20 protein-coding genes, 1 pseudogene and 1 other annotated feature are annotated in these 25773 nt (G+C 35.6%); all 21 genes and pseudogenes read left to right on the top strand.

What is annotated here, in order from left to right:
- The first annotated feature begins 1 nt into the window (after position 1).
- Positions 2-622 carry a germination lipoprotein GerS-related protein gene (locus tag TA89_RS10755; protein ID WP_052447444.1) on the top strand — a complete coding sequence of 207 codons (621 nt, stop codon included), beginning with the start codon at positions 2-4 and terminating at the stop codon, positions 620-622.
- 38 nt (positions 623-660) lie between these two features.
- On the top strand, positions 661-1821 hold the full coding sequence (alr, locus tag TA89_RS10750) for an alanine racemase (protein ID WP_040213307.1): 1161 nt from the start codon (positions 661-663) through the stop codon (positions 1819-1821).
- 122 nt (positions 1822-1943) lie between these two features.
- Positions 1944-2240: a hypothetical protein gene (locus tag TA89_RS10745; RefSeq protein WP_052447443.1), complete on the top strand. Its 297-nt coding sequence runs from the start codon at positions 1944-1946 to the stop codon at positions 2238-2240.
- Entirely contained in the window at positions 2197-2550 is a 354-nt protein-coding gene (locus TA89_RS10740; protein WP_040213305.1) for a type II toxin-antitoxin system PemK/MazF family toxin, read from the top strand. Before TA89_RS10745 ends, TA89_RS10740 begins: the two co-directional genes overlap by 44 nt.
- 169 nt (positions 2551-2719) lie before the next feature.
- A complete protein-coding gene (locus tag TA89_RS10735; protein WP_040213303.1) occupies positions 2720-3565 on the top strand; it encodes a YitT family protein in 846 nt (281 codons plus the stop codon).
- 28 nt (positions 3566-3593) lie between these two features.
- Positions 3594-4439, top strand: coding sequence for a YitT family protein (locus TA89_RS10730; RefSeq protein WP_040213301.1), 846 nt, complete (start codon positions 3594-3596; stop codon positions 4437-4439).
- Positions 4440-4684: 245 nt separating this feature from the next.
- Positions 4685-5371, top strand: coding sequence for a cell division ATP-binding protein FtsE (gene ftsE / locus TA89_RS10725; RefSeq protein ID WP_040213300.1), 687 nt, complete (start codon positions 4685-4687; stop codon positions 5369-5371).
- Positions 5361-6251 (top strand): permease-like cell division protein FtsX, encoded by an 891-nt coding sequence (gene ftsX, locus TA89_RS10720; RefSeq protein WP_040213299.1) that lies wholly within the window; start codon positions 5361-5363, stop codon positions 6249-6251. Before ftsE ends, ftsX begins: the two co-directional genes overlap by 11 nt.
- A 67-nt stretch (positions 6252-6318) precedes the next feature.
- A complete protein-coding gene (locus TA89_RS10715; RefSeq protein WP_082023912.1) occupies positions 6319-7578 on the top strand; it encodes a S41 family peptidase in 1260 nt (419 codons plus the stop codon).
- Positions 7579-7592: 14 nt separating this feature from the next.
- Positions 7593-8873 carry a PDZ domain-containing protein gene (locus TA89_RS10710; protein WP_040213298.1) on the top strand — a complete coding sequence of 427 codons (1281 nt, stop codon included), beginning with the start codon at positions 7593-7595 and terminating at the stop codon, positions 8871-8873.
- Between the two features lie 142 nt (positions 8874-9015).
- The gene (gene uvrB / locus TA89_RS10705; protein ID WP_040213297.1) at positions 9016-11019 is read left to right on the top strand and encodes an excinuclease ABC subunit UvrB; all 2004 of its coding nucleotides are present in this window, start codon (positions 9016-9018) and stop codon (positions 11017-11019) included.
- A 385-nt stretch (positions 11020-11404) separates the two neighbouring features.
- Positions 11405-14230 carry an excinuclease ABC subunit UvrA gene (gene uvrA, locus TA89_RS10700; protein WP_040213296.1) on the top strand — a complete coding sequence of 942 codons (2826 nt, stop codon included), beginning with the start codon at positions 11405-11407 and terminating at the stop codon, positions 14228-14230.
- Positions 14231-14481: 251 nt separating this feature from the next.
- Positions 14482-14925: an FHA domain-containing protein gene (locus tag TA89_RS10695; protein WP_040213295.1), complete on the top strand. Its 444-nt coding sequence runs from the start codon at positions 14482-14484 to the stop codon at positions 14923-14925.
- A 13-nt stretch (positions 14926-14938) separates the two neighbouring features.
- Positions 14939-16138, top strand: a complete 1200-nt coding sequence (locus tag TA89_RS10690; protein ID WP_040213339.1) for an FtsW/RodA/SpoVE family cell cycle protein — start codon at positions 14939-14941, stop codon at positions 16136-16138.
- Position 16139: 1 nt separating this feature from the next.
- Positions 16140-17617 (top strand): annotated as a pseudogene (locus TA89_RS10685) (peptidoglycan D,D-transpeptidase FtsI family protein).
- 31 nt (positions 17618-17648) lie between these two features.
- Positions 17649-19514, top strand: coding sequence for an excinuclease ABC subunit UvrC (uvrC, locus tag TA89_RS10680; RefSeq protein ID WP_040213293.1), 1866 nt, complete (start codon positions 17649-17651; stop codon positions 19512-19514).
- Positions 19515-19663: 149 nt separating this feature from the next.
- Positions 19664-20611, top strand: a complete 948-nt coding sequence (murB, locus tag TA89_RS10675; RefSeq protein WP_040213291.1) for a UDP-N-acetylmuramate dehydrogenase — start codon at positions 19664-19666, stop codon at positions 20609-20611.
- A 239-nt stretch (positions 20612-20850) separates the two neighbouring features.
- A complete protein-coding gene (gene hisC / locus TA89_RS10670) occupies positions 20851-21960 on the top strand; it encodes a histidinol-phosphate transaminase (protein ID WP_052447441.1) in 1110 nt (369 codons plus the stop codon).
- A gap of 80 nt (positions 21961-22040) precedes the next feature.
- Positions 22041-22251, top strand: a binding site (T-box leader).
- A 44-nt stretch (positions 22252-22295) separates the two neighbouring features.
- Positions 22296-23585 (top strand): aspartate--tRNA(Asn) ligase, encoded by a 1290-nt coding sequence (aspS, locus tag TA89_RS10665; RefSeq protein ID WP_040213337.1) that lies wholly within the window; start codon positions 22296-22298, stop codon positions 23583-23585.
- A gap of 200 nt (positions 23586-23785) precedes the next feature.
- Positions 23786-24670 (top strand): RNase adapter RapZ, encoded by an 885-nt coding sequence (gene rapZ, locus TA89_RS10660; protein ID WP_040213289.1) that lies wholly within the window; start codon positions 23786-23788, stop codon positions 24668-24670.
- Positions 24667-25773 (top strand): gluconeogenesis factor YvcK family protein (locus TA89_RS10655; RefSeq protein ID WP_040213287.1); only part of this gene is annotated, 1107 nt, incomplete at its 3' end. The genes rapZ and TA89_RS10655, both read left to right, overlap by 4 nt.

Raw genomic sequence — 25773 nt, 5'->3', positions numbered from 1 at the left:
GGTGGGAAAAACGAAGAAAAAGATAATAATTGCATCATTAATATTATTCATTGCCCTTACAGTGCTTTTTGCCCTGCTGCTTAAGAGGAGGGTAGATACCCCTCAGGAATATGTAGATTATTTAAGGACCATTACCTGCTACAGCAGTGATGTGAATTATTTCGTTATTAACGATAAAGGGCAGTTTGAAGAAAAGGCAAGGCTATATTATGATGCAGAAAAAGGATACAGATTGGAGCTGGGAGAAGACAGGGTATATTTCTATATCAAGGATACAATCATAGTTAAAGATTTAAAAAGCAATAGAAGCTATACATTAAAAGAAGATTTTGATGTATTTTATAAATGGGCTTTTCTCAGAGATTTTGTTGAGTTAATATATACTAATGAAGAAGTTAAAATTTATTCTGAAAATAAAGAAGGAAAAAATTACCTTTTTATAGAATTATATATACCGGGAGGAAACAAAAATATAGATAAAGGGATTCTTCAGGTAAACACTGATACTAAGGCTCCGGAGAAATTATGTATACTGGACTTTAAGGGGAATATTAAAGCAGAAATTGTCTACAGCAACTTTATAATAGAAAAAGAATTAAATGCAGCATTATTTGAACATTGACATTTAACAGAAAGCTAGATAAACAAGGGGGATAAGAAATGTTTAAAAGTATACGGCCGGTATGGGCAGAGATAAATCTTGATAATCTTGCACATAACATGAGAGAAATTAAAAGAGTTACAAAAACTAAGGAAATAATGGCTATTATTAAAGCTGATGCATACGGTCACGGAGCTATTGACGTAGCCCCTGTACTTTTGGAAAATGGAGCTACAAGCTTTGGGGTAGCAGTAATTACAGAAGCCTTGGAGCTTAGAAAGAGTGGAATTAAAGCTCCCATTATGATTTTAGGTTACACTCCTTTAACCTTTGCAAAGGAAATATTAAAATATGATATTGAGCAGACGGTGTTTACCTTTGATTATGCTAAAGCTCTTTCTAATGAGGCTGAGAAGTTTGGTAAAACAGCAAAGATTCATATAGGACTGGATACAGGCATGGGAAGAATAGGCTTTCTCCCAAGTAAGGAAAGTCTTGAAGAGGTTTATGCCATAAGCAAGCTTCCCAATATAGAAATAGCAGGTCTCTTTTCCCACTTTTCCAGTGCTGATGAAGAAGATAAAGAATATACATATGAACAAATGGAGAAATTTAATACCTTCTATTCAGCTCTTATAGAAAGAGGTGTAAAAATTAATAAACGCCACATTGCAAACAGTGCAGCTGTAATAGATTTACCGGATACTCATTTAGAATGTGTACGCCCTGGATTGATTCTATTCGGCTACTATCCTTCAGAAGAAATACACAAAGATAAAATTGCATTAAAACCTGTTCTAACCCTTAAGACAGATGTAGTACATGTTAAGAAGGTAGAAAAGGATGTGTATATAAGCTATGGAAGAAAATACAGAACAGAAAAGGAAAGTGTTATAGCCACCCTTCCTATAGGATATGCAGACGGATATACCAGACTTTTGTTTAACAAAGCAAAGGTGATAATAAAGGGTAAACTTGCTCCTGTAGTAGGAAGAATATGCATGGACCAGTGCATGGTGGATGTAACGGATATTGGAGAAGTTAATGTAGGAGACGAGGTTATTTTAATCGGCAGAGAAGGAAATGTAAAGTTTGATGCTGATGATATAGCTGAGCTTCTAGGAACCATTAACTATGAAATTGTATGTATGATAGGAAAAAGGGTGCCTAGAGTATATATTAAAAATGGAAATGTAGTTAAGGTCAGAAATTATATGTAAACATAATTTGTTAAATTTTTAAATACCCTGACAAATCCTTTGACATAGTGACATATATTGCACTATAATTTTAGTGTACATATCGCTCTTTACTGCGTAAACATAGGAGGTAAGGTGGAATTATGTCATATTCAAAGGAAATACAAGACTATTTATCCACAGCAACAGGAAAATATAAAAAAAATAATCAATTAAATGATGATTCTTTAATATTATATATTGAAGAGATTAATAATGCTGAATATGTTGAGCAAGTAGAAAAGGCCTATGAAGAAATGTCTTCTATTAATTTAAAATATTGTGAAATGGGTTGCTGCTTCGAATTAGAAGAAGCAATAGAATATGAGGCGTGGCTTTCGGAGAGTGATATGTCTGATGACGACGATGATAGTGAAAAGAGGAGATATATTTTATGCTGATTTAAGCCCGGTTATCGGATCGGAACAGGGCGGCATAAGACCTGTAATTATAATACAAAATGATATTGGAAATAAATACAGCCCTACTGTGATAGTTGCAGCTATAACTTCACAGATAAATAAGGCGAAACTTCCAACACATGTTGAAATCTCTTCAGAAGAATATGGTCTTAATAAAGATTCTGTAGTGCTTTTGGAGCAAGTAAGAACTCTTGATAAAAAAAGGCTTAAGGAAAAAATAGGTCATGTGACGGATAGTGATATGGAAAAGGTGGATAAGTCACTTTTAATCAGTGTAGGACTTTATTAAAATCGCTTAGGCGATTTTTTTTTGCTTAAATATAAATTATAGAATAGTACATATAATAATTTACGTAACATATAGGAGAATATATAATAGAAGAGGACTATGAATTATAATTTTAAATTAATCTCAATTTTATATTTTTAATTCTAAATTACAAAAGGGGTTGTTACTAATGAAGGGTGCCTTTAAAGAATATTTATTTATAACCATAGGCTCTATACTGATTGCTATAGCGGTAGAATACTTTTTTATACCTAATAATCTGGCGACAGGAGGGATTACAGGGCTTTCCCTGGTAATAAATCATTATCTTCCTATGCTGTCTACAGCTAATATAATGATTATATTGAATATAATATTGTTTTTGACCGGTGTGATAGCTCTAGGGAAAGCCTTTGGAGCAAAAACCCTTTATGGAGGTTTTGGTCTTTCTGCGTTTATGTGGTTTATAGAGAATTTTCTGGAGCCTTTTGCTGTTACCTCTGATTTAATGCTGGCGTCACTTTTTGGTTCTGCTTTATTAGGAGCAGGTCTTGCTGTTATTTTTATGCAGAATGCTTCCAGCGGAGGAACTGATATCATTGCAAAAATATTAAATAAATATTTTAATATAAATATGGGGATGTCTGTTCAGGCTGTGGATTTAATCGTGGTAGTAGCCGGCGCAGTTGCTTTTGGGTTAAACAGGGGTCTTTATTCAATGCTTTCTGTCATTTTAAATGGAGTGGTAATAAACAAGGTGATTTCCGGGTTTAATTCCTGTAAAGAAGTTATGATAATGAGCGGTAAAATAGATAAAATAAAAAAGTACATAACGGTAGACATGGACAGAGGCTGTACTATTTTAAAGGGAGAAGGGGGATATACAGGCGCTGAAACTCAGGTAATATACTGCGTTTTAGGTGCTAGAGAACTTATAAGGCTGAAAAGATACATAAGAGAAATAGATGAAAAAGCTTTTGTAACTGTAAATGAAGCTCACGAAGTAATGGGTGAAGGGTTTAACAACATAATATAAAATTTAATCAAAAATTGAGAGGTATAATATGAGGAAAAATTTTAAGGATTATCTAATAATAACCTTAGGCATAATTTTAGTTGCCTTTAGTGTGGAGTATTTCTTTATCCCTAATGATTTAGCGGCAGGAGGAGTAACAGGCTTTGCCATAGTCATAAATTATTATTTTCCTTTTTTAAATACCAGCATCCTTGTACTTATAATGAACCTTATATTATTTATAGTAGCATTTATATTTATAGGAGGTAATTTTGGAGCAAAGACTATTTACGCAGCTTTTGGATTATCTTTAAGTCTATGGATTATAGAAAGCTTTTTGAATCCTATAGCCATTACTAAGGATTTAATGCTTGCTGCTATATTTGGAACCTTCATATCCGCAATAGGCATGGCCATGGTTTTTAACGCTAATGCCTCCACCGGTGGTACTGATATATTGGCTAAAATACTTAATAAATTTTTTGATGTTGATATCGGAAAGTCACTTTTGGCAGTGGACTTTATAGTTACGCTGTTAGCCACAGTAACCTTTGGAGTGGATGTGGGACTATATGCGCTGCTTTCAGTGATGATAAACGGCTTTACTATAGACAGGATAATAGATGGATTTAATTCCGTTAAAGAAGTAATCATAATAAGCGCTTATTGGGAGGAAATTTCCCAATATATAATCGTTAACCTTGAAAGAGGTTGTACCATATTCGAGGGTAAGGGTGGATTTACTAAAAAGGATACAAGTATGATATATACTGTGGTAGGCAGAGGAGAATTCATAAAGCTGAAAAAGTATATAAAGGAAAAGGATCCTAAAGCCTTTCTAACCATAAGCGAATCCTATGAGGTTTTAGGAGAGGGGTTTAAGTCTCTGTATTAAAATCACATATTGTAAACAATTAATTAAATTTTATTGAATTAAATATTAATAATTTGTAAAAAGATAGATTAGAGGACAGATACGGATACAATATTTGTAATCTGTCCTAATTTATTACAGTTTTTTCAGTAAATTTTGTAAAAATTAATTATTAACTTTGGTGTGAGAAATTTTACAGATTTGCGTATTATGTTATAATATGTTTGTGTTAAAAATCATGTGAATTTTAGTAAGGGGTTGTACAAATGATCGAGTTCAAAAATATAAGTAAGATTTATAATAATAACGTTCATGCTTTAAGGAACGTTAATATTAAAATTGAACGTGGGGAGTTTGTTTTCCTTGTAGGACCAAGCGGTGCAGGTAAATCCACCTTCATCAAAATGCTCCTTAAGGAAGTTGAACCTACCTCGGGGAATATTGTAAATAATGGGGTGAATCTTTCTACTATTAAGAGATCCCAAATTCCATACTACCGTAGAAAAGTAGGTATGGTTTTTCAGGATTTCAGACTTATTCCATCTCTTAGTGTTTATGAAAATGTTGCCTTTGCAATGAGAGTGGTTGGAGCATCTTCAAGAGATATAAGGAAGAGGGTTCCTACAGTGCTTTCTTTAGTTGGTCTTTCAGATAAGTATAAGGCCTTTCCTCATGAGCTGTCCGGGGGAGAACAGCAGAGGGTTTCTTTAGCCAGGGCAATTGTAAACAATCCTACTTTACTCATTGCAGATGAGCCAACAGGAAATTTAGATCCCGAAACTGCAAAGGAGATTATGGCTCTTCTTGACGATATCAATAAAGCGGGAACCACAATACTTATGGCTACCCACGCTAAAGATATAGTTGATACCATGAAAAAGAGAGTTATAGCCATTGAAAAAGGAACTATAACCAGGGATGAAAAGAGAGGAAGATACGAGTATGAGGATTAGTACCATTAAATATTTTTTAAATGATGCATTTAAAAGCTTATGGAGAAATAGGACTATAAGCCTTGCTTCAGTTGCAACTGTCACAGCAACTTTATTTATATTTGGAGTGTTTCTTTTAGCAGGACTGAATATAGGTAAAGGTGTTGAAGATGTTGAATCAAAAGTTGAAATGAGAATTTATCTTAATGAAGATATTACAATAGATCAGAAAAATGCTTTAGAAAAACAGCTCAGAGAAGAACCGGGAATAAAAGGACTAGAATTTGAGACAAAAGAACAGGCATTAGAAAATTTCAAAAAAGAATTAAAAGGTAAAGAGTATCTTTTAGAGAGTTATGAAGGAAAGGCCAATCCACTGCCAACTTCATATATTGTGAAGCTTACAGAACCTCAATTTGCAGAGGTTATAACAGAAAAATATGCTAAGGCTCCTGGGGTAGAGGATATAGGAAATGATCAGGATCTTATAAATCAAATTTCCTCCATTGCAAATACCGTTAAGTGGGTAGGAGCTGCAATATTTGTAGTGCTTATTGCTGTTTCTTTATTCTTAATAGGAAATACAATAAAAATAACTGTATTCTCACGAAGAAGAGAAGTAGGAATAATGAAGTTTGTAGGGGCAACAGACTGGTTCATAAGATGGCCTTTCGTTATAGAAGGTATAGTTATAGGTATAGTGGGTGCTATTGTATCCACAGTGATTTTATACTTTGCATATAAATATTTATATTTAAATGTAACTTCAGCGCTTATAACTTCACAGCTAATTGCACCTTCTTACGTGTATACCACTATGCTTTGGGAATTTATATTGTCAGGAATATTAATAGGTACAGCTGGAAGTATAATTTCACTTAGAAAATTCTTGGTTGTATAATTAACAGAATAGACATATACTTTAAAGACAAGAATATACTATGGTAGCATAGTTCAGTGAAGAAAGGATGTCTTATATGAATGGGTTTGAACCACAAGAAGACCGAAAAAGAAAAGGCGGCAGGGGGAAGTGGATAGCATTAACGGTAGTATTGGTACTATTCACTGCTTTGGGTTCCTTTTATTTAGGTACAGTTGCTGCTTTTTCACTGCCTGGAATAGCGGGAGTTTCCGGTTATAAAGGGTTAGAAGATATTAAGGATGTTGAAAAGTTCAATAAGCTTTTTCAAATTAGAGAAGCTTTATATAAATGGTATGATGGGCCTATTGACGACAATCTCTTAGTGGAGGGCGCAATTAAAGGCATGACCTCATCTTTAAATGATCCTTATACGGTGTTTATGAACCAAGAGGAATTTCGGGACTTCAGTGAAAAAAATGAAGGAGAATACGTAGGCTTAGGAATCCAGGTAGGAGTTAAAGATGACAAGATTACAGTGATTTCTCCTTTTGAAGGTTCACCGGCAGATAAAGTCGGAATATTACCCGGAGATGTTATTTTAAAGGTTAATGGCATTGATGTTACAGGAAAAGAAATAGATAAAGCCGTTTCCATGATGAAGGGAAATGAAAAGGTGGAAGTTAAGCTTACTATGTTCCGTGAGAGCAAAGGCAGCTTTGACGTGTCAGTGAAGCGGGATACTATTAATATGACAACTGTAAAAAGCGAAATGCTTAATAATAACATTGGATATATTTCTATAAGCATGTTTGATGAACATACTACAGAAAATTTCAATAAAAAGCTTAAGGATTTAAAGAGTAAGGGAATGAAAGGTCTTATACTGGACCTTAGAGATAATCCCGGAGGGTTATTGTCCTCCAGTGTGGAAATAGCATCTAACTTTATACCAAAGGATAAAGTTATAGTTTCCACCATAGACAAATACAAAAAAGAACAGCGTCTGAATTCAGAAGGCGGAATAGCACAGGGACTTCCTTTAGTGGTTCTCATCAATGAATATACTGCCAGCGCTTCAGAAATTGTTTCCGGAGCTATAAGAGATTATGACGCCGGTGAGTTAGTAGGAACTAAGACCTTCGGAAAAGGTGTTGTACAGTCAGTGGTTTCAGGAAGCGACGGAACTGCATTAAAGGTTACGATATCAAAATACTACACTCCTAAGGGGGAGAACATTCATCAAAAGGGAATTTCTCCGGATATAGAAGTGAAGTATCCTGATGAGCTTAGAGAAAAAGTTTATAAGCGTTCAGAAGATCCTCAGTTCAATAAAGCTCTGGAAGTTATTAAGGAAAAAATCAAATAGGAGGATCCTTCAGAATGAATGTAGCAATTTATACCTTAAGATCCGTTGCATACGCCATAGTAGAACCATCACTTTTAATTGTGCTGATATTTTTAGGGATAATATTTTATAATCAAAACAAAAAAACTTCTGTGATGCAGAAGATGATTATAGGGGAGAGACTTCATTCTCCCCTTGAACTTACTCTGTCTCAGATAGTTATAGGAATCTTGGCAGGAACCATGGGCAGTTTGTTGTTTTCTTATTTAGGGATAATGTTTCCGGAAAACTCTGGTATAGAATTTTTGTTCTTAGTATCCATATTGCTTATGCTCTTCAGACCCAGATTCTTTTGTTTTGCATATTCAGGCTCAATTTTAGGGCTTATAAGCATAATAGTCTCATATTTTTTTAAGAGCTATGGAATGGAACTTCCTTTAAACATAGATATAGTTTCACTGTTTTCCTTGGTAGGGGTGCTTCATATAATAGAAGGAATATTGGTTATTATAGATGGCAATAAAGGAGCGATCCCCATATTTACTACAAGAGAAAATAAGATTATTGGTGGCTTTGCTTTAAAAAGATATTGGGCACTTCCTGTGGCGATTTTTATTATGTATGCCGGAAAAGAAAATATGACAGGAGGGCTTATAAGTGTCAATACACCAGGATGGTGGCCTATTTTAAAGGGCGGCAGTGTTGAACTGCTAAAGAATATGGTATTGGCAATGATACCCTTTTACGGTGTTTTAGGTTATTCAGGAATAACCTTTACTAAAAACAAAACAATGAAGGCACTGCATTCCGGTGTGGGGATAATCATATTTGGAGTTCTTCTTACCGCAGTGGCACAATTGGGCAGATTAGGCATATTAGGACAGCTTACGGCAGTAGTATTTTCTTCAGCAGGACATGAAATCATGCTTTATATACAGAAAAAGCTTGAGGAAAAATCCAATCCTAAGTACGTAAGCGATGATGAAGGAATAATGGTTCTGGAGGTAGCTCCTCAATCCCCAGCATATAAAGCAGGTATTAAAAGTGGAGATAAGCTCATATTAATAAACGGAAAAGAAATTGCAAGTGAGGCTTCCATATATACTATGCTTAAGGAAAGCTTAAATCAGGTTATTGTAAAGGTGAAGGATTATAAGGGTAACTTAAAGGACATTCCCTTATCAAGAAGAGGCAGCGAAAGATTAGGACTTGTTCTGGTTCCAAGGTTTATACCTAAGGAGGAACAGATAATAAAATTTGATAATGAAAAATTTAAAGATATAATCGATAAATTTAAGGGCGATAATAAAAATTAGGCTATGTTTATAACATAGCTTTTTAATTTATAATCATAATAATTAATAAAGATAATAATTCAATTAAAACTATAAAAATTCTTGATTTATTATTTTTGTAATATTAAAATATAAACACGAACAAATGTTTTGAGGTGATAAAATGAATTTTAAGATAAAATCCTCTTTTAAGCCCACAGGAGATCAGCCTCAAGCCATAGACAGCCTGGTAAACTCCATAAAAGAGGGAGATAAATTCCAGACCCTTTTAGGGGTAACCGGCTCCGGTAAGACCTTTACCATGGCAAACATAGTTGAAAGGCTGCAGAAGCCAACTCTGGTTCTGGCTCACAATAAAACCCTGGCAGCACAGCTTTGTTCTGAATTTAAAGAATTTTTCCCTGATAATATAGTGGAATACTTTGTTTCCTACTACGATTATTATCAGCCGGAGGCTTATGTTCCTCAAACAGATACTTATATTGAAAAGGATGCCTCCATAAATGATGAAATTGATAAACTCAGACACTCAGCTACTTCAGCTCTTTTAGAAAGAAGAGATGTTATTATCGTAGCTTCAGTTTCCTGCATTTATGGTTTAGGTAACCCGGAGGAATATGCAAAATTAACCTTATCCTTAAGACAGGGAATGATTAAAGACAGGGATGAGGTTATAAGAAAGCTTGTAGAAATACAGTATGAGAGAAATGATATAGATTTTGCCAGAGGTACCTTCAGAGTAAGGGGAGATTATTTAGATATTATACCTGCTTCTTCTTCCAATAAAGGTATCAGGGTAGAATTTTTTGGAGATGAGATTGACAGGATTAGAGAATTTGAGGTTCTTACGGGAAACATACTGGGAGAAAGACAGCATGTGAGCATATTCCCGGCATCCCACTTTGCTACCTCCAGAGAAAAGCTTGAAATAGCTATAAGGAAGATAGAAGAAGAGCTTGAAGAAAGACTTAAAGAATTAGTAGATAAAGGAAATGCATTAGAGGCTCAGAGATTAAAGCAGAGGACTAATTTTGACATTGAAATGATGAGAGAGATGGGATACTGCAGCGGCATAGAAAACTACTCAAGAATATTAGACGGCAGAGCTCCCGGAACTCCTCCTAAAACTTTAATAGATTATTTTCCTGATGATTTTTTAATGTTTATAGATGAAAGCCATGTTACTCTGCCTCAGGTTAAGGCCATGTACGCCGGAGACAGATCCAGGAAAAACAGCCTTGTGGATTATGGCTTCAGACTTCCATCTGCCTTTGACAACAGACCGCTGAAATTTGATGAGTTTGAAAATAAGCTTAATCAGGTGGTTTTTGTAAGTGCTACTCCTTCAGAATATGAACTTAATCATTCAAAAAACATAGCTGAGCAGATTATAAGGCCTACAGGGCTTTTAGATCCTGAAGTGACTATAAAGCCTATAAAAGGACAGATAGATGATTTATATGAGGAAATAAGAAAAACTACTGAAAAAGGATTCAGAACTCTGGTTACCACTTTGACGAAACGTATGGCAGAGGATCTTACAAAATACCTTAAGGACTTAGGTATTAAAACTACCTATATGCATTCAGACATAGATACTATAGAAAGAATGAAGATTATAAGGGATTTAAGAGTAGGGGAATTTGACGTCCTTGTAGGAATAAACCTTTTAAGAGAAGGCCTGGACATACCTGAGGTGGCTCTTGTTGCAATTTTGGATGCAGACAAAGAGGGTTTCTTAAGGTCTCAAACCTCTTTGATACAGACTATAGGAAGAGCTGCAAGAAACTCTGAGAGCAAGGTTATAATGTATGCGGACAATATAACCAGATCCATGAATAAAGCTATAGAGGAAACTAATAGAAGAAGAGAGATTCAGATTGCATATAATGAAGAGCACGGTATCACTCCTACCACTATAATTAAAAATGTCAGAGATATAATCGAAGCTACAAAAACTGCTGAATCTACTGAAGAATATAAGGCAAGAGGGAGAGCTAAGAGCATAGAAGAGGCACTTAAAGAGGAAAAGGGCACTATAGATGAGCTAATTAAGAAATATGATGCTGAAATGAAAGATGCTTCTAAAAATCTTCAATTTGAAAGAGCGGCACAGCTTAGAGATATGATAGCGGAGCTGAAGAAGAAGAAAAAGAATAGGAAGTGAGAAGTCAGAGGTAAAAGATAATGGGTATATAGATGAGATAAGATTAAATACTGTGGAGTATAATGGATTATATATAATTTGGTGCATTATGGGTTTGACGCCTGCAATGTGCCTTATTTTTTCAGGGTTTTATGTTATTACATTTTAATTTCAAAGGATTTAATTTCATTTATATGAGTTAAATATTATCATGGCTTCTCTGTTGACAAATAAAAATATAGAGTTATAATTAATATCTGTTTTTGGGAAATAATATTTAGTGTTTGTATAAATAGAATTGACATAATACTTTAAAAGAATTAAAATTATATCGAACAAGTGTTCAGGTATAGATTAAAATTATTAAATGGGCAAAATGGTAATTGCTCTGGAGGTTATTAAGTTTATGCGAGATAAAATAGTGATTAAAGGCGCAAAAGTTCATAACTTAAAAAATGTGGACCTTGTAATACCAAGAGATAAATTGGTGGTTTTTACAGGGCTTTCAGGGTCAGGTAAGTCTTCACTTGCTTTTGATACCCTGTATGCTGAAGGGCAAAGAAGATATGTTGAGTCATTGTCAGCCTATGCAAGGCAGTTTTTAGGTCAGATGGATAAGCCTGATGTGGAATATATAGAAGGATTATCTCCTGCTATATCCATAGATCAAAAGACCACCAGCAGAAACCCTCGTTCTACAGTAGGTACCGTCACTGAAATATACGATTATTTAAGGCTGTTGTACGCCAGAGTTGGAGTTCCTCACTGCCCTAAATGCGGTAAGGAAATAACCCAGCAGACAGTGGATCAAATGGTGGATAAGGTATTGGAGCTTGAGGAAAGAACTAAAATACAGGTGCTTGCACCTATTATCAGAGGAAGAAAAGGAACTCACGAAAAGGTTCTGGAAAATATTAAGAAAAACGGATATATCAGAGCGAGAATAGATGGAGAAATAATCGATTTAACGGAAGAAGAAGTAAAGCTTGAAAAAAATATAAAGCATAATATAGAAGCTGTTATAGACAGGCTTATTGTGAGAAAAGATTCCGCCGGAAGGCTTTCAGATTCTATTGAAGCTGCTTTAAAGATGGCTGAGGGACTGGTTATTATAAATATAATAGATAAGGAAGATATGCTTTTTTCAGAAAAGTTTGCCTGTGCCGACTGCGGTATAAGCATAGATGAATTGGCACCGAGACTGTTTTCCTTTAACTCACCCTTTGGAAAATGCGATCACTGCGATGGTTTAGGAACTCTTTTAGAAATAGATGAGGATTTAGTTATCCCTGATAAAAATAAAAGCATAATGGAAGGTGCTATTGCTTCCTGGGGAGAAGGAAGACTTAAAGAGGATTCCTGGACCTACAGCATATTAAGAGCCTTAAGTAAAAAATATAAATTTGATTTAAATACTCCTATAAAGGATCTTCCAAAGAAGGTTGTAGATATACTGCTTTACGGTACAAAGGGAGAAAAGCTGAAGGTTCAATACGATAGGGAATATTCTTCAGGAGAGTTTTATCATAACTTTGAAGGAGAGATAAATTCCTTAAAAAGAAGATATATGGAAACGGGATCAGACAGTATTAAAGCAGATATTGAGCAGTACATGAGCGATAACCCATGTCCAAAATGCAGGGGGGCTAGGTTAAAGCCTGAAGCTCTTGCTGTAACTGTGGGAGAAAAAAATATAAATGAATTCACCAGGCTTTCTGTCCGTGAAGAGCTTGAATATGTAGAGAATTTAAAGTTCTCTGAAAAGAATGAAATAATAAGCGGTCAAATAATAAAGGAAATACGAAGCAGATTAAAATTCCTTATAGATGTAGGGCTGGATTATTTAGATCTTGCAAGAAATTCAGGAACCCTGTCCGGAGGGGAATCTCAAAGGATAAGGCTTGCCACTCAAATAGGCTCAAGCCTAATGGGCGTCCTTTATATACTTGATGAGCCTAGTATAGGGCTTCATCAAAGGGATAATGACAGGCTTATTGCAACATTAAAGCATCTTAGAGATTTAGGAAATACCCTTATAGTGGTAGAGCATGATGAAGACACTATGAGAGAAGCGGATTTTATAGTGGATATAGGTCCTGGTGCCGGTGAGCACGGTGGAAAGGTTATTGCAGCAGGTCCTCTTGAAGAGGTTATGAAGGTAGAGGAATCAATTACCGCTCAGTACCTCACAGGTAAGAAGGTCATAGAAATACCTGAAAAGAGGAGAGAGGGGAATGGTAAATTCATAACCATAAAGGGAGCATCAGAAAACAACCTTAAAAATGTTAATGTGGATATACCATTAGGAACCCTTAACCTTGTAACAGGAGTGTCAGGTTCAGGAAAGAGTACCCTTATAAATGAGGTGCTTTATAAAGGGTTAAATAAGGCTGTAAATAATGCCAGAACTATACCTGGAAAGCATAAGGAAATATTGGGCTATGAGAATATTGACAAAATCATTGATATAGACCAAAGCCCTATAGGAAGAACTCCAAGATCCAATCCTGCAACCTACACAGGAACCTTTGATATTATAAGAGAGTTGTTTTCAAACACTCCTGAAGCGAAGATGAGAGGGTATAAACCCGGAAGGTTCAGCTTCAATGTAAAAGGCGGAAGGTGTGAAGCCTGCAGTGGTGACGGAATAATTAAAATTGAAATGCAGTTTTTATCTGATGTTTATGTTCCCTGCGAAGTATGCAAGGGCAAGAGATATAACAGAGAAACCTTAGAGGTAAAATACAAGGGGAAAAATATAGATGATATTTTAAACATGACTGTAGAAGAAGCCTTAGAATTCTTTGAAAGCATTCCAAGAATTAAAAATAAGCTTCAGACCCTTTACGATGTAGGTTTAGGATATATAAGGCTTGGTCAGCCTTCCACACAGCTCTCCGGAGGAGAAGCACAAAGGATAAAGCTTGCTTATGAGCTTTCCAAAAGGAGCACAGGTAAGACTCTGTATATTCTTGACGAACCAAGCACAGGGCTTCATATCGATGATGTAAAGAGGCTTATCGCAATACTTCAGAGGCTTGTAGATTCAGGGAACACCGTGGTGGTAATAGAACATAATCTGGATATTATTAAATGTGCAGACTATATTATAGACCTTGGTCCTGAGGGAGGAGATAAAGGCGGTACCATCATAGCTACAGGCACTCCTGAAAAACTCTGCAGGAGCCAAAAATCCTATACAGCTCAATACCTAAAAAGAGTACTTAAATAGAATGTCACTTGTCAGGTGCCTGGCACCTGACATTTTTTCTGTTTTGTCAGGTGCCAGGCACCTGACAAATGTTAATATTATTACATAAATATTAATATATTGTGAAGTGCAGCTTTTTTAACCCTTGTTTAATAACTAGAAAAATTCCTGTGGTATAATATTATGGTGTATAATCTAATTAAGTTCTTATATAATAAGGATTATAGTAATATAGTATCGGAATAATTATAATTACTTATGGAGTGGATGATATGAGTTTTATGAAATTACTTAGCTTTGGTTTTACCATAATTTTTGTTGTCATTATTTATTTTATAATTTTTTATGCACTGAAGATAATGTATAAAGATGTGAAGACAGGTAATAAAAGAAGGAGCAGCGATTCTCCAGAATATGAATTGGGACTTGAAGTATTGGATCCCGGTGAAAATGAAAATCTGAAAAAAGGCTCTGTAGTGCCTATAAGAGGGGTTATATCCTTAGGAAGAAAAGAGGATAATACCATAGTTTTAACGGATCAGTATATTTCAGGGCATCATGCTAAGATATTCGTTAAAAACAGAGAGTTTATACTTGAGGATTTAGACAGTACAAACGGAACAATACTAAATGGCAGCAGAATATATGGCAGGGTTAAGCTTGAGGAAGAGGATGAAATAAAGATGGGAAGCTTGACCTTCAGAGTTATTGGATAATGGAGATGATATAATGCGCAGCTTTAAGGAAGAGAAGCGAATGCTTCTTTTAACATATTTACTAAGTATTGCACTTTTTTTAAACTTAGCACTGCTGAAGCAGCCTATAGATAAAGGAGCCCTCATAATGGGAGGGGTAATGTGCCTGCTTATAGGATATGCACATTTTATAATAAGAAAATTTTATCCCGATGGAGATAAATATATACTGATCTTTGCCAGCATTCTTTCCGTAATAGGGGTTGCTATGCTTTACAGGATAACTATGGTGTCTGCTATAAAGCAGGTGGTGTGGTTTGTTCTGGGAATGGCGGGATATATATTAATTGTAGTTCTTCTTCCGGATTTAAAAAGATTTCATAAGTATAAGTATGTATATCTAACAGCTACCCTCATATTCATGGGGATGGCAACATTTTTTGGGAAAGAAATATACGGAGCTAAAAACTGGGTATATATTGGAGGCTTTGGATTTCAGCCTTCAGAACTAGGAAAGATATTTTTAATACTTTATCTGGCCGCGGCGCTTAGAAGCTACAGCAGCTTCAAGCAGCTTATAGAGCCTGCCTTAATAGTTATGATTTCTTTAGGCTTTATGGTACTTCAGAGGGACTTGGGATCAGCTCTTATAATATTTGGAATATCTATTACTATACTGTATATTGCCACCTCAAAGCTTAAATATATAGCAGCCTGTTTAGGATTGTTTTCCATAGGGGCCACTATAAGCTACAAGCTCTTTGGGCATATAAGAAACAGGGTTATGATATGGAAAAATCCCTGGGCTTATGCCAATGATGAAAGCTATCAGATAGTTCAGGGGCTTATCGCCATTTCTTCCGGAGGCTTATTGGGCTTAGGGCTTGGACAAGGTTTTCCTAAATGGGTTCCTGTTAAAACCACTGACTATATATTTGCCATAATAACTGAAGAATTGGGAATTATCACAGCAGTGGGAATTATTATAATATATTTCCTTCTTTTCTATAGAACCATGAGAGCAGCTCTTAAGGCTGATGATGGTTTCTCGCAGCTGGCGGCTGTAGGCTTCTCCGCTATGATAGCTTCACAGGTGCTGGTAATAATCGGGGGAGTATTTAATTTAATACCTCTAACAGGGATTACTCTGCCTCTAATTAGTTATGGAGGAAGCTCCATGCTCACAATGTTCTTTGCACTTGGCATTCTGCAAAAGATATCAGAGGAGGGGTAGTATGAATAATAATGATCTAACATCAAATATAAAAAAGGTTTTAGTAATATTTTTACTGCTTTTTATAGGTTTGATTTCATATATAGGATATTTTCAACTTTTCAAAGCCAGTTCAATAGCTGCAAGACCTGAAAATAAAAGGCTTTGGGTAAAGAGAAATCAAGTTACCAGAGGAGTAATATATGACAGAAATAAAAATGTGTTAGCAAAAACAGTAGAAAAGACTGAGCTCAATCAAAAAAGGCAGTATCCCGGTGGAGAAAGCTTTGCCCATATAGTGGGGTATGTGGATCCTGCGTACGGATTAGCGGGATTGGAAAGCAAATTTGACGAGGAGCTCATTAAATATGATGTCATTAATGCAAGTATAGATGCACTTTTGAGCAAACTAAACTTTAAAGAAGAATTCAACAACAGGACAAAATCCCAGGAGAAAAAGGGTAATGATTTAGTTACCACCCTGGATTGGGATATACAGAAGGCTGCCTTCGATGCATTAGGAAATAATAAGGGAGCAGTAGTAGCGTTAAATCCCAAGACCGGAGAGGTTCTTGCAAGTGTTTCAAAGCCTTCCTATGATACTAATAATTTAAGTGAGATATGGAAGGATGTAAACACTGATGAAGAGGGAAAACCTCTTATAAACAGAGCAACCTCCGGAATATATCCTCCAGGGTCTACCTTTAAGGTAATAACCACTGCCAGTGCGTTGGAAAATATACAGGGAATAACTAGCAAAAATTTCAGGATAAGGGGAAAATTGAGTTCAATAAAACTCAATCCTTAAGCAATTACGGAGGAAAGGCTTATGGAGAGCTTAATTTAAAGCAGGCTTTTGCCGTTTCCAGCAACGTGGTTTTTGGTACAATTGCAATGGATTTAGGCAATGATAAGCTTAAAGCAACAGCTGAAAAATTTGGCTTTAACAGTAAAATACCTTCTCCGGATATTTATATTTCAGAAAGCAAATTTCCAAAACTTGAAAACTATGAGGTGGGAAATATAGCCCAAAGCGGTATAGGACAGAGCAGTGTAGTGGCAACTCCTATGCAGATGGCTTTAGTAGCTGCTACTATTGCAAACAACGGGGTTATGATGAAGCCTCTTATTATGAAGGAGATATTGAGCAGCGGAGGCAGAACGGTAAAAAGCATGAAGCCGGAACCTGTACAAACGGTTATATCTAAAGATAATGCTGCAATAATAAAGGATTATATGAAATCCTTGGTAGATGACAAGATGAAGAGAGACTGGAAAAAAGTATTTAATGGCACAAATGCTGCGGGAAAAACCGGAACTGCCGATTACAAACTCCCTAACGGAAAGGATGCAGAACCCCATTCATGGTTCATAGGTTTTGCACCGGCAGATAATCCTCAAGTAGCCATAGCGGTGATTGTAGAAAATGGAGGATTAGGAGGAGTAGCTGCAGCTCAGGTAGCAGGAAAGGTGCTTAAAACAGCCTTAAAGGTTAAGTAAAAAATCAAAAGAGAAGCCGGAGGGGATTATCATATTTGACTTTGAATATCAATTAAAGATATTGCCGGACAAACCGGGAGTTTATATAATGAAAAATTCCCTGGGTGAAGTGATTTATGTTGGAAAGGCAAAAATATTAAAAAACAGGGTAAGGCAGTATTTTCAAAGCTCTAAAAACCATTCTGAAAAGGTTAGAGCCATGGTAAAAAATATTGCGGAATTTGAGTATATTATTACTGATAATGAGATGGAAGCTTTAATTTTAGAAGGAAATCTCATTAAAAAGTACTCGCCCCGATACAATATTTTATTAAAGGATGATAAATTTTATCCTTTTATAAAGATTACTACCAATGAAGATTTTCCCAGGGTGTTTGTAACAAGGAATTATGCAAAGGACGGAAATATGTATTTTGGACCATATACAAATGGTACAGCGGTTTATGAAACCATAAATCTGATAAACAAAATATTTCCATTAAGAACCTGTAAAAGGGTAATAATAGAAGGTGGAGAATTAACTACACCATGCCTTTATTATCATATTCATCAATGCAAGGCACCCTGTGCGGCTTACATAAGCAAGGCGGAATATGGAGAAATGATCAAATCAATAATCGATCTCCTTCATGGTAAAAATTCTTCCATAGTTAAAGACTTAAAAGAAAAAATGGAGGCTTCAGCGGAAAATTTAGAATTTGAAGTTGCGGCTAAATACAGAGATAAGCTAGTTGCCGTAGAGGCAATTGCTGAAAAACAGAAAATATTTACCTCTCGATCAGAGGATGAAGATTTTATTGATTTTTACAGCGACGAAAAGGATACATGTATACAAGTGTTCTTCGTAAGAGAAGGTAAGGTTAACGGTCGTGAGCACTTTACCTTTGAAAATACTGCAGATGAGAATAAGGAAGAGCTTATTCAGGATTTTATAAGCAGCTTTTATGGAGGCACTGCCCTTATTCCCAGAAATATATATGTTCCGGAGGTTGCTGATTTAACACTTATGGAGCAGTATTTAACCACAAAAAAAGGTTCCAGAGTATTCATTAAAATTCCTCAAAAAGGAGAAAAAAAGGAGCTGCTTAATATGGTAAGAAGCAATGCGAAAATTACCTTAGAGCAGTTTAAAACAAAGATTCTCCAGGATAAAGAAATTAATAAAATATCCCTTACAGAGCTGGCTGCAGTACTTCAGCTGGAGGAGCTTCCCTTACGAATAGAGGCTTATGATATTTCCAATATTCAGGGGATGGATTCTGTGGGAACCATGGTAGTCTTTGAAGAAGGCAAGGCTAAAAACAGCGATTACAGAAGGTTCAAAATAAAGAGTGTCCAGGGAGCTAACGATTATGATAGTATGAGGGAAATTCTAAAAAGAAGATTTCTCCATGGTCTGGAAGAAATAAAATCTATTCAGGAAAGAAATCTGGAGTTATCTAAAGGTAAATTTTCCTACTTTCCGGATTTGATTATGATGGATGGTGGAAAAGGTCAGGTTAATGTAGCCGTTGAAGTCCTAAGGGAGTTGAATATAGAGATCCCTGTATGCGGCATGGTGAAGGATGACAGGCATAGAACCAGGGGACTGATATTTAATGGCGTGGAGCTTGCCATAGCACCAAATTCTAATGTAATGCATATGATAACAAGAATACAGGATGAGGTCCACAGATTTTCAATAACCTATCATAGAAGCCTTAGGGATAAAAGAACCCTTCATTCCATATTAGAAGATATTCCTTCTATAGGGGAAAAGAGAAGGAGAAACCTTCTTATGAAGTTTGGAAGCGTAGAAAATATAAGAAAAGCATCTATGGAAGAGCTTTTAGCAACACCCTCCATAGATAAAAAGGCTGCAGAAAACATAAAAAGATATTTTAAAGACAAAAAGTAATAAGAAACACCAAAAAGTTACAAAATATTGAACATAAGGTTATGGGTTTTTTAACATTAATTAGTGTTGTATACTATTGGCAGCTTTTTATGGTATAATAATTTTTGTTTAAAACGAGGGAGAATTAATTTTAATCGAGGAGATAAATAATGAATCAGAAAATAGAATTCAGCATAAAGTTAAAGGATATACTGGATGAACACGAAATGGCATTAGATGTACCAATGAGGGATCATACTTATTTTAAGGTTGGAGGACCTGCAGATATAATGGTTACTCCTTCTACAAAAGAAAAGCTGGTGAGGGTTGTAAATCTTTGTAAAGCTGAAAATATAAATTATATTATAATAGGAAATGGCTCTAACCTCCTTGTAAAAGATGGAGGAATAAGAGGAGTAGTTATAAAACTGTCAAATTTAAATAAAATAACTGTAAATGAGGAAGAAATCACGGCAGACAGCGGAGCTTTACTGGCAGATGTTTCATCTGCTGCTTTAAAGCACAGCCTTACTGGTTTTGAGTTTGCCTGCGGTATACCGGGAAGCGTAGGAGGCGCGGTGTTTATGAATGCCGGAGCCTATGACGGCGAACTTGTTAATGTTATTACCGAGGCTACGGTTATAGATGAAAATGGAAATGTTAAGAAGCTAAACAATTCAGAATTGGAACTAGGATATAGAACCAGTGCAGTGATGCAGAAGGGGTATGTGGTTTTAGAAGCAAAATTTAACCTTAGGAAAGGTATATATGAGGATATAAAGGCCAGGATTGATGAGCTTACCGCTAGAAGAGAAGAGAAACAGCCTTTGGAATATCCCTCTGCAGGAAGTACCTTTAAGAGACCTGTAGGTCATTATGCCGGCAAGCTCATTCAGGATGCAGGATTAAAAGGCTATTGCCTTGGAGGAGCATCAGTTTCAGAAAAGCACTCCGGATTTATAATAAATAAAAATAATGCTTCAGCAAAGGACATATTATGCCTTATAGAGCATGTTCAGAAAACTGTTAAAGAGATGTTTGACGTAGATTTACATCCAGAGGTAAGGATAATTGGTGAGGATGTTCCTGAATCCAATGTACTTGCTGCTAATCAATAATAATAGAATATGAAACTTTAAAATGGTCTTATGTACTCTGAATTATACATATTCACCATGGATAAGACCATTTATAATTACATATAAAAGCGGAGGCAAAAATCCGGAAAGGATTTTTGCCTCCACTTTTTTTGCTTGATTTAATCTGATAAAGTGCTAGCAGTTATTCTTGCGGAAATTTCAGAAAAATATTACAATTTCTGTAGGAAGAATTTGTATGTATAAAGGGGGAATATGCAGTGTCAACAGGAACATTAAGAGATTATTCCATAAGACCAGAGGTTTTAAATATTGAGAAATATGTTGCTGGTAAGCCTATAAGTGAAGTTAAAAGGGATCTTGGACTGGATGAAGTAATAAAGCTGGCATCTAATGAAAATCCTTTAGGATGCTCTCCAAAGGTGAAGGAAGTACTTAAGAAAACTATTGAGGAGTCTGCACTTTATCCTGATGCATCCTCTTATGAGCTTAAAAAAGCTATTGCAAAAAAGTTGAAGGTAGAGCAGAATCAGATTTTCTGTGGAGCCGGTTCGGATTCTTTAATCAGGGTTATATGCCAGACCTTATTAAATCCCGGAGAGGAATCTATAATGGGGGAAGTGACCTTTGCAAGATATGAGGATAATACGAAACTAATGGGCGGTACTGTAGTTAAGATTCCTCTTAAAGATAATTTTTTAGATATAGAGGCTATGGTAGACAGGATAACTCCAAAAACAAAAATAATATGGTTTTGTAATCCTAATAATCCTACAGGGGGAATGTTTACTCAAAAGGAATTGGACAGGGTTTTAGGGCGTATCCCTGAAAGTGTTTATATAATCATGGATGAAGCTTATTATGAATATGTAACGGATGGAGATTATCCTGATTCCATTAAGCTCCTTCCTGAGTATCCAAATATGATTATATTGAGGACTTTTTCAAAAGCATATGGACTTGCTTCCTTAAGATGCGGCTACGGTATAGCTCATGGAGAACTTGTGCAGTATTTTAACAGGGTTATAAATGCCTTTGATGTAAATCTCTTTGCTCAAACTGCTGCAGCAGCTGCCATTGAAGATGATGATTATTTAAAACTGGTTCATGAGAGCAATAAAAAAGAAAAAGAATATTTATTTGATGCATTTAAAGATATGAACCTTCCATATATTCATTCAAACGCCAATTTTATAATGGTGAATATTAATGGAGATGACATGAAAATATTTGATTATCTACTGAAGCATGGTGTAATAATAAGACCGGGATTTCTTCTTGGCATGCCTGGCTGGATAAGGATATCCATCGGAACAAGATATCAAAATGAAAAATTCCTGAAAGCATTAGAGGGAGCTTTACAAGTATAATAAGCAGGATGTAAAAATAAATAACATAATATATAAAATACTTGCTTTTATTGGCATATAATGTATAATGATTTATAAATATTTATTCTATGAAGAGAATAGTAGGTTTTATTGCTGCTTAAAGCGAGTGAGAGAGGGTGTAAGACTCACAGCAGGATTTAGCCGAAAGACATCTCAGAGAATTTTGTATGAAGAAGCAGTAGTACAGAAGGGATGACACCCTTAAAGCCTTAAAGAGAGCTGATTATTCAGTTAAGCAGGATGGCACCGTGAGAAACCCTCATTCCTACATTGGGAATGAGGGTTTCTTTTTATATAAAAAAGGAGGGGAAAGAATGAAAAGAATTTTGATAAATGACCTGGAAAGCTATATTGGCGAAAAAATACTGATTAAGGGATGGGTTCACAGGATAAGAAAGCTCAGCAGGGTGAGCTTTCTTATAATAAGAGACAGAACCGGATTTGTGCAGGTGATATTTGATAATGACAGCTTTAATATTAAAAATATAAAAAATGAAGCTGTAGTAAGCATATACGGAAAGGCAGCAGAAGGAAAAAACAAGTATGGAAATGTGGAGATTCAAGGTGAAGAGTTAGATATAATACAGGGAGTAACAGAAGATTTACCTTTAGATATAAATAAGGATAGCCTTGAAGCAAATCTGGAAACACAACTGAACAACAGAGTTTTAAGTTTAAGGCATATTAAAAACAATTCCATATTTAAGGTTCAAGCATTAATAGCTCAAGGCTTTCAGGAGTTTCTAACCAATGAAGGCTTTACTCAGGTTTTTACTCCCAAAATAGTGGGAGGAGGAGCAGAGGGAGGAACTGCTATATTTCCTGTTAAATACTTTGAAAACACCGCATATTTAGCTCAAAGCCCTCAATTTTATAAACAGATGCTTGTGGCAGCAGGCTATGAAAGGGTTTCTGAAATAGCTGCAGTATATAGAGCGGAGGAGCATAATACAAGCAGACATCTTAATGAGTATATAAGTTTAGATTTAGAAATGGGGTTTATTGAAGATGAAAGGGAGGTTATGGAGCTTGAAGAAAAGCTTTTAAGGTATATATTTAAAAAGCTTAAAAAGGAGGGGAAAGAATATTTAGATATATTAGGGGTGTCAGTTCCAAAGGTTCCGGAAAAAATTCCTTTTATGCCTCTTAAGGAAGCCTTGAATATACTTAAAAACAAGTATGGAAAAGAGCATTTAGATGGAGATTTAGATCCTGAGGGAGAAAAGCTGATTTCTCAATATGCAAGAGAGAAATTTTCTTCTGAATTCTTATTTTTAACCCATTACCCCAGTAAAAAACGGCCTATGTATACTATGCCTCAGGGGGAGGAAAGCACTCATTCCTTCGACTTATTATTCAGAGGACTTGAAATTACTACAGGAGGACAGAGGATTCATGACTACTCAATGCTTGTAGAAAGCATGATAAAGAAGGGATTGAAGCCTGAAGATTTCAATTACTATACTGAAATATTTAAATATGGAGTTCCGCCTCATGGAGGTCTTGCTATCGGACTTGAAAGGCTTACCTCTCAGCTTTTGGGGTTGAAGAATGTAAGAGAAGCCTCGCTGCTTCCAAGAGACAGAACCAGGATAATGCCATAATATATAAAAATCTCTTTAAAGCTTTTAATAATGTTTAAAGGAATCAAAGCCTGTAAATTACAAATAATCTATAAACAAATCCTTTAACCTTCAGAGAAAATACTGTATATTATTCATTAATAGATTATAATAATAATGTATGTGAAATATATATTGGTGAAGGCTTATAATCACTTGATATAAACAGGAGGAGGAATTAAATGAGATTTATAATTGTGACAGGGTTATCCGGAGCAGGTAAGACGGAAGCCACCAGAAGCTTAGAGGATCTAGGATATTTCTGTGTAGATAACCTTCCCCCTACGTTGATACCTAAGTTTGCAGAAGCCTGTGTACAAAGTGAAGGCAAAATTGAAAAGATAGCTTTGGTAATTGATATAAGAGGAGGAACATTCTTTGACAGCCTTTTTCAAAGCTTGAATTATTTAAAGGATCATGAATTTAAATATGAAATTTTATTCTTAGATGCTTCCGATGAGGTGTTGGTAAAGAGATTTAAAGAAACAAGAAGAAGGCATCCTTTGGCACCGGATGGAAGGATTATTACAGGAATCACTAATGAAAGAAACAGACTCAGAGAGGTTAGAGACAGGGCAGACACCATTGTGGATACCTCAAAATTTGCCATTAGGGATTTAAGGGAAAAAATAACCTCTTTATACGGAGATAACAGTAAGATAGATAGACATTTATCGGTAACGGTGCTTTCTTTTGGTTTTAAATACGGAATACCTGTAGATGCTGACTTGGTATTTGATGTAAGGTTTATACAAAATCCTTTTTATATACCTGAGCTTAAAAAGTTTTCAGGTATGGAGGAACCGGTTAGAAAATATGTTATGGAACATGAAGAAACTCAAGGTTTTATGGAGAGAATTATCGACATGCTGAATTTCCTTATTCCTAATTATACCAGAGAGGGAAAGAGACAGCTCATAGTTGCTATAGGCTGTACCGGCGGAAGACACAGATCCGTTGCCATAGCAAATGCTTTATATGAAAACCTCATAAAAAATAACTACAAAGCAAACATAGAACACAGAGATATAAACGAAGATGTGAATAGAGGTGCTTCTAAGCTATGAGGATGTGGGAATGGCTCAGGCCGGGAATAAAAATTAAAAGATGGATATTATTTGCCTTGTTGGGAATACTGCTTATTGGATTTGGAATAAATGAATTTGTAATTCATAAGTGGTACACTTTAAACTATAAGCTTTTTTGGTTATTCTTAAATGCATCAGGTTTTTTTATACTGTATATATCCGTTACAGAAGGTATGAAGTCTATTGTAGCCCTTATTAATAAAGGGTACTTGAAGGTATCCTTTGATAATAAAAAGATTGAAAATCTTATTTATGAAAAAAGGCTTTTAGTTAAAGGACCAAGAATTGTGGTTATCGGCGGAGGAACAGGGCTATCCACAATGCTTAGAGGTTTAAAATATTATACCTCTAATGTAACTGCTATTGTTACCGTAGCTGATGACGGAGGAGGTTCAGGAGACCTTCGAGAAGATTTGGGAATGCTTGCACCGGGAGATATAAGAAACTGTATTTTAGCCCTTGCTGATACAGAGCCCCTTATGGAGGAGCTGCTTCAGTATAGATTTAAAGATGGAAGACTTAAAAATCAAAGTTTTGGTAACCTCTTTTTAGCTGCTATGGATGGCATATCAGATAATTTTGAGGATGCGGTACAGAAGATGAGCTCTGTATTGGCGGTTACAGGCAAGGTTCTTCCGGTAACCCTGGATGATATGAAGCTTAAAGCAGAGCTTAGCAACGGAAGTATAGTGGAAGGTGAATCTGTTATACCTGAAGAGGCATTAGAGCAAAAGTCAAGCATTAAGAGGCTTATGATAGAGCCTGAAAATGCACAGGCACTTCCTGATGCTTTAGAGGCAATATATGATGCAGATGCCATAATAATGGGTCCAGGAAGCTTATATACTTCTGTTCTTCCTAATCTTCTGGTAAAGGATATAGCCAATGCTGTGAAAAGAACTAAGGCTATCAGGATTTATGTGTCTAACATTATGACTCAGCCCGGCGAAACTGATAATTTTACCGTGGCAGATCACGTAAAGACCATATACTCACATATAGGCAGCGGAGTGATAGATTATGTTGTAGCAAACGTTGAGCCTATTGAAGATGACCTTAAAGAAAAGTATTTAAAGAAAATT

The sequence above is a fragment of the Clostridium polynesiense genome, from assembly GCF_000820705.1.
GTDB classification, from domain to species: domain Bacteria; phylum Bacillota; class Clostridia; order Clostridiales; family Clostridiaceae; genus Clostridium_AA; species Clostridium_AA polynesiense.
The sequence above is the reverse complement of the archived record's forward strand: the minus strand, read 5'-3'. Positions and strand labels throughout refer to the sequence as shown.

Excerpts from the sequence above, each read along its gene's own strand:
- alr (WP_040213307.1), top strand. The coding sequence starts at position 661 with ATGTTTAAAAGTATACGGCCGGTATGGGCAGAGATAAATCTTGATAAT.
- TA89_RS10745 (WP_052447443.1), top strand. The coding sequence starts at position 1,944 with ATGTCATATTCAAAGGAAATACAAGACTATTTATCCACAGCAACAGGA.
- TA89_RS10740 (WP_040213305.1), top strand. The coding sequence starts at position 2,197 with ATGACGACGATGATAGTGAAAAGAGGAGATATATTTTATGCTGATTTA.
- TA89_RS10735 (WP_040213303.1), top strand. The coding sequence starts at position 2,720 with ATGAAGGGTGCCTTTAAAGAATATTTATTTATAACCATAGGCTCTATA.
- TA89_RS10730 (WP_040213301.1), top strand. The coding sequence starts at position 3,594 with ATGAGGAAAAATTTTAAGGATTATCTAATAATAACCTTAGGCATAATT.
- ftsE (WP_040213300.1), top strand. The coding sequence starts at position 4,685 with ATGATCGAGTTCAAAAATATAAGTAAGATTTATAATAATAACGTTCAT.
- ftsX (WP_040213299.1), top strand. The coding sequence starts at position 5,361 with ATGAGGATTAGTACCATTAAATATTTTTTAAATGATGCATTTAAAAGC.
- TA89_RS10715 (WP_082023912.1), top strand. The coding sequence starts at position 6,319 with ATGTCTTATATGAATGGGTTTGAACCACAAGAAGACCGAAAAAGAAAA.
- TA89_RS10710 (WP_040213298.1), top strand. The coding sequence starts at position 7,593 with ATGAATGTAGCAATTTATACCTTAAGATCCGTTGCATACGCCATAGTA.
- uvrB (WP_040213297.1), top strand. The coding sequence starts at position 9,016 with ATGAATTTTAAGATAAAATCCTCTTTTAAGCCCACAGGAGATCAGCCT.
- uvrA (WP_040213296.1), top strand. The coding sequence starts at position 11,405 with ATGCGAGATAAAATAGTGATTAAAGGCGCAAAAGTTCATAACTTAAAA.
- TA89_RS10695 (WP_040213295.1), top strand. The coding sequence starts at position 14,482 with ATGAGTTTTATGAAATTACTTAGCTTTGGTTTTACCATAATTTTTGTT.
- TA89_RS10690 (WP_040213339.1), top strand. The coding sequence starts at position 14,939 with ATGCGCAGCTTTAAGGAAGAGAAGCGAATGCTTCTTTTAACATATTTA.
- murB (WP_040213291.1), top strand. The coding sequence starts at position 19,664 with ATGAATCAGAAAATAGAATTCAGCATAAAGTTAAAGGATATACTGGAT.
- aspS (WP_040213337.1), top strand. The coding sequence starts at position 22,296 with ATGAAAAGAATTTTGATAAATGACCTGGAAAGCTATATTGGCGAAAAA.
- rapZ (WP_040213289.1), top strand. The coding sequence starts at position 23,786 with ATGAGATTTATAATTGTGACAGGGTTATCCGGAGCAGGTAAGACGGAA.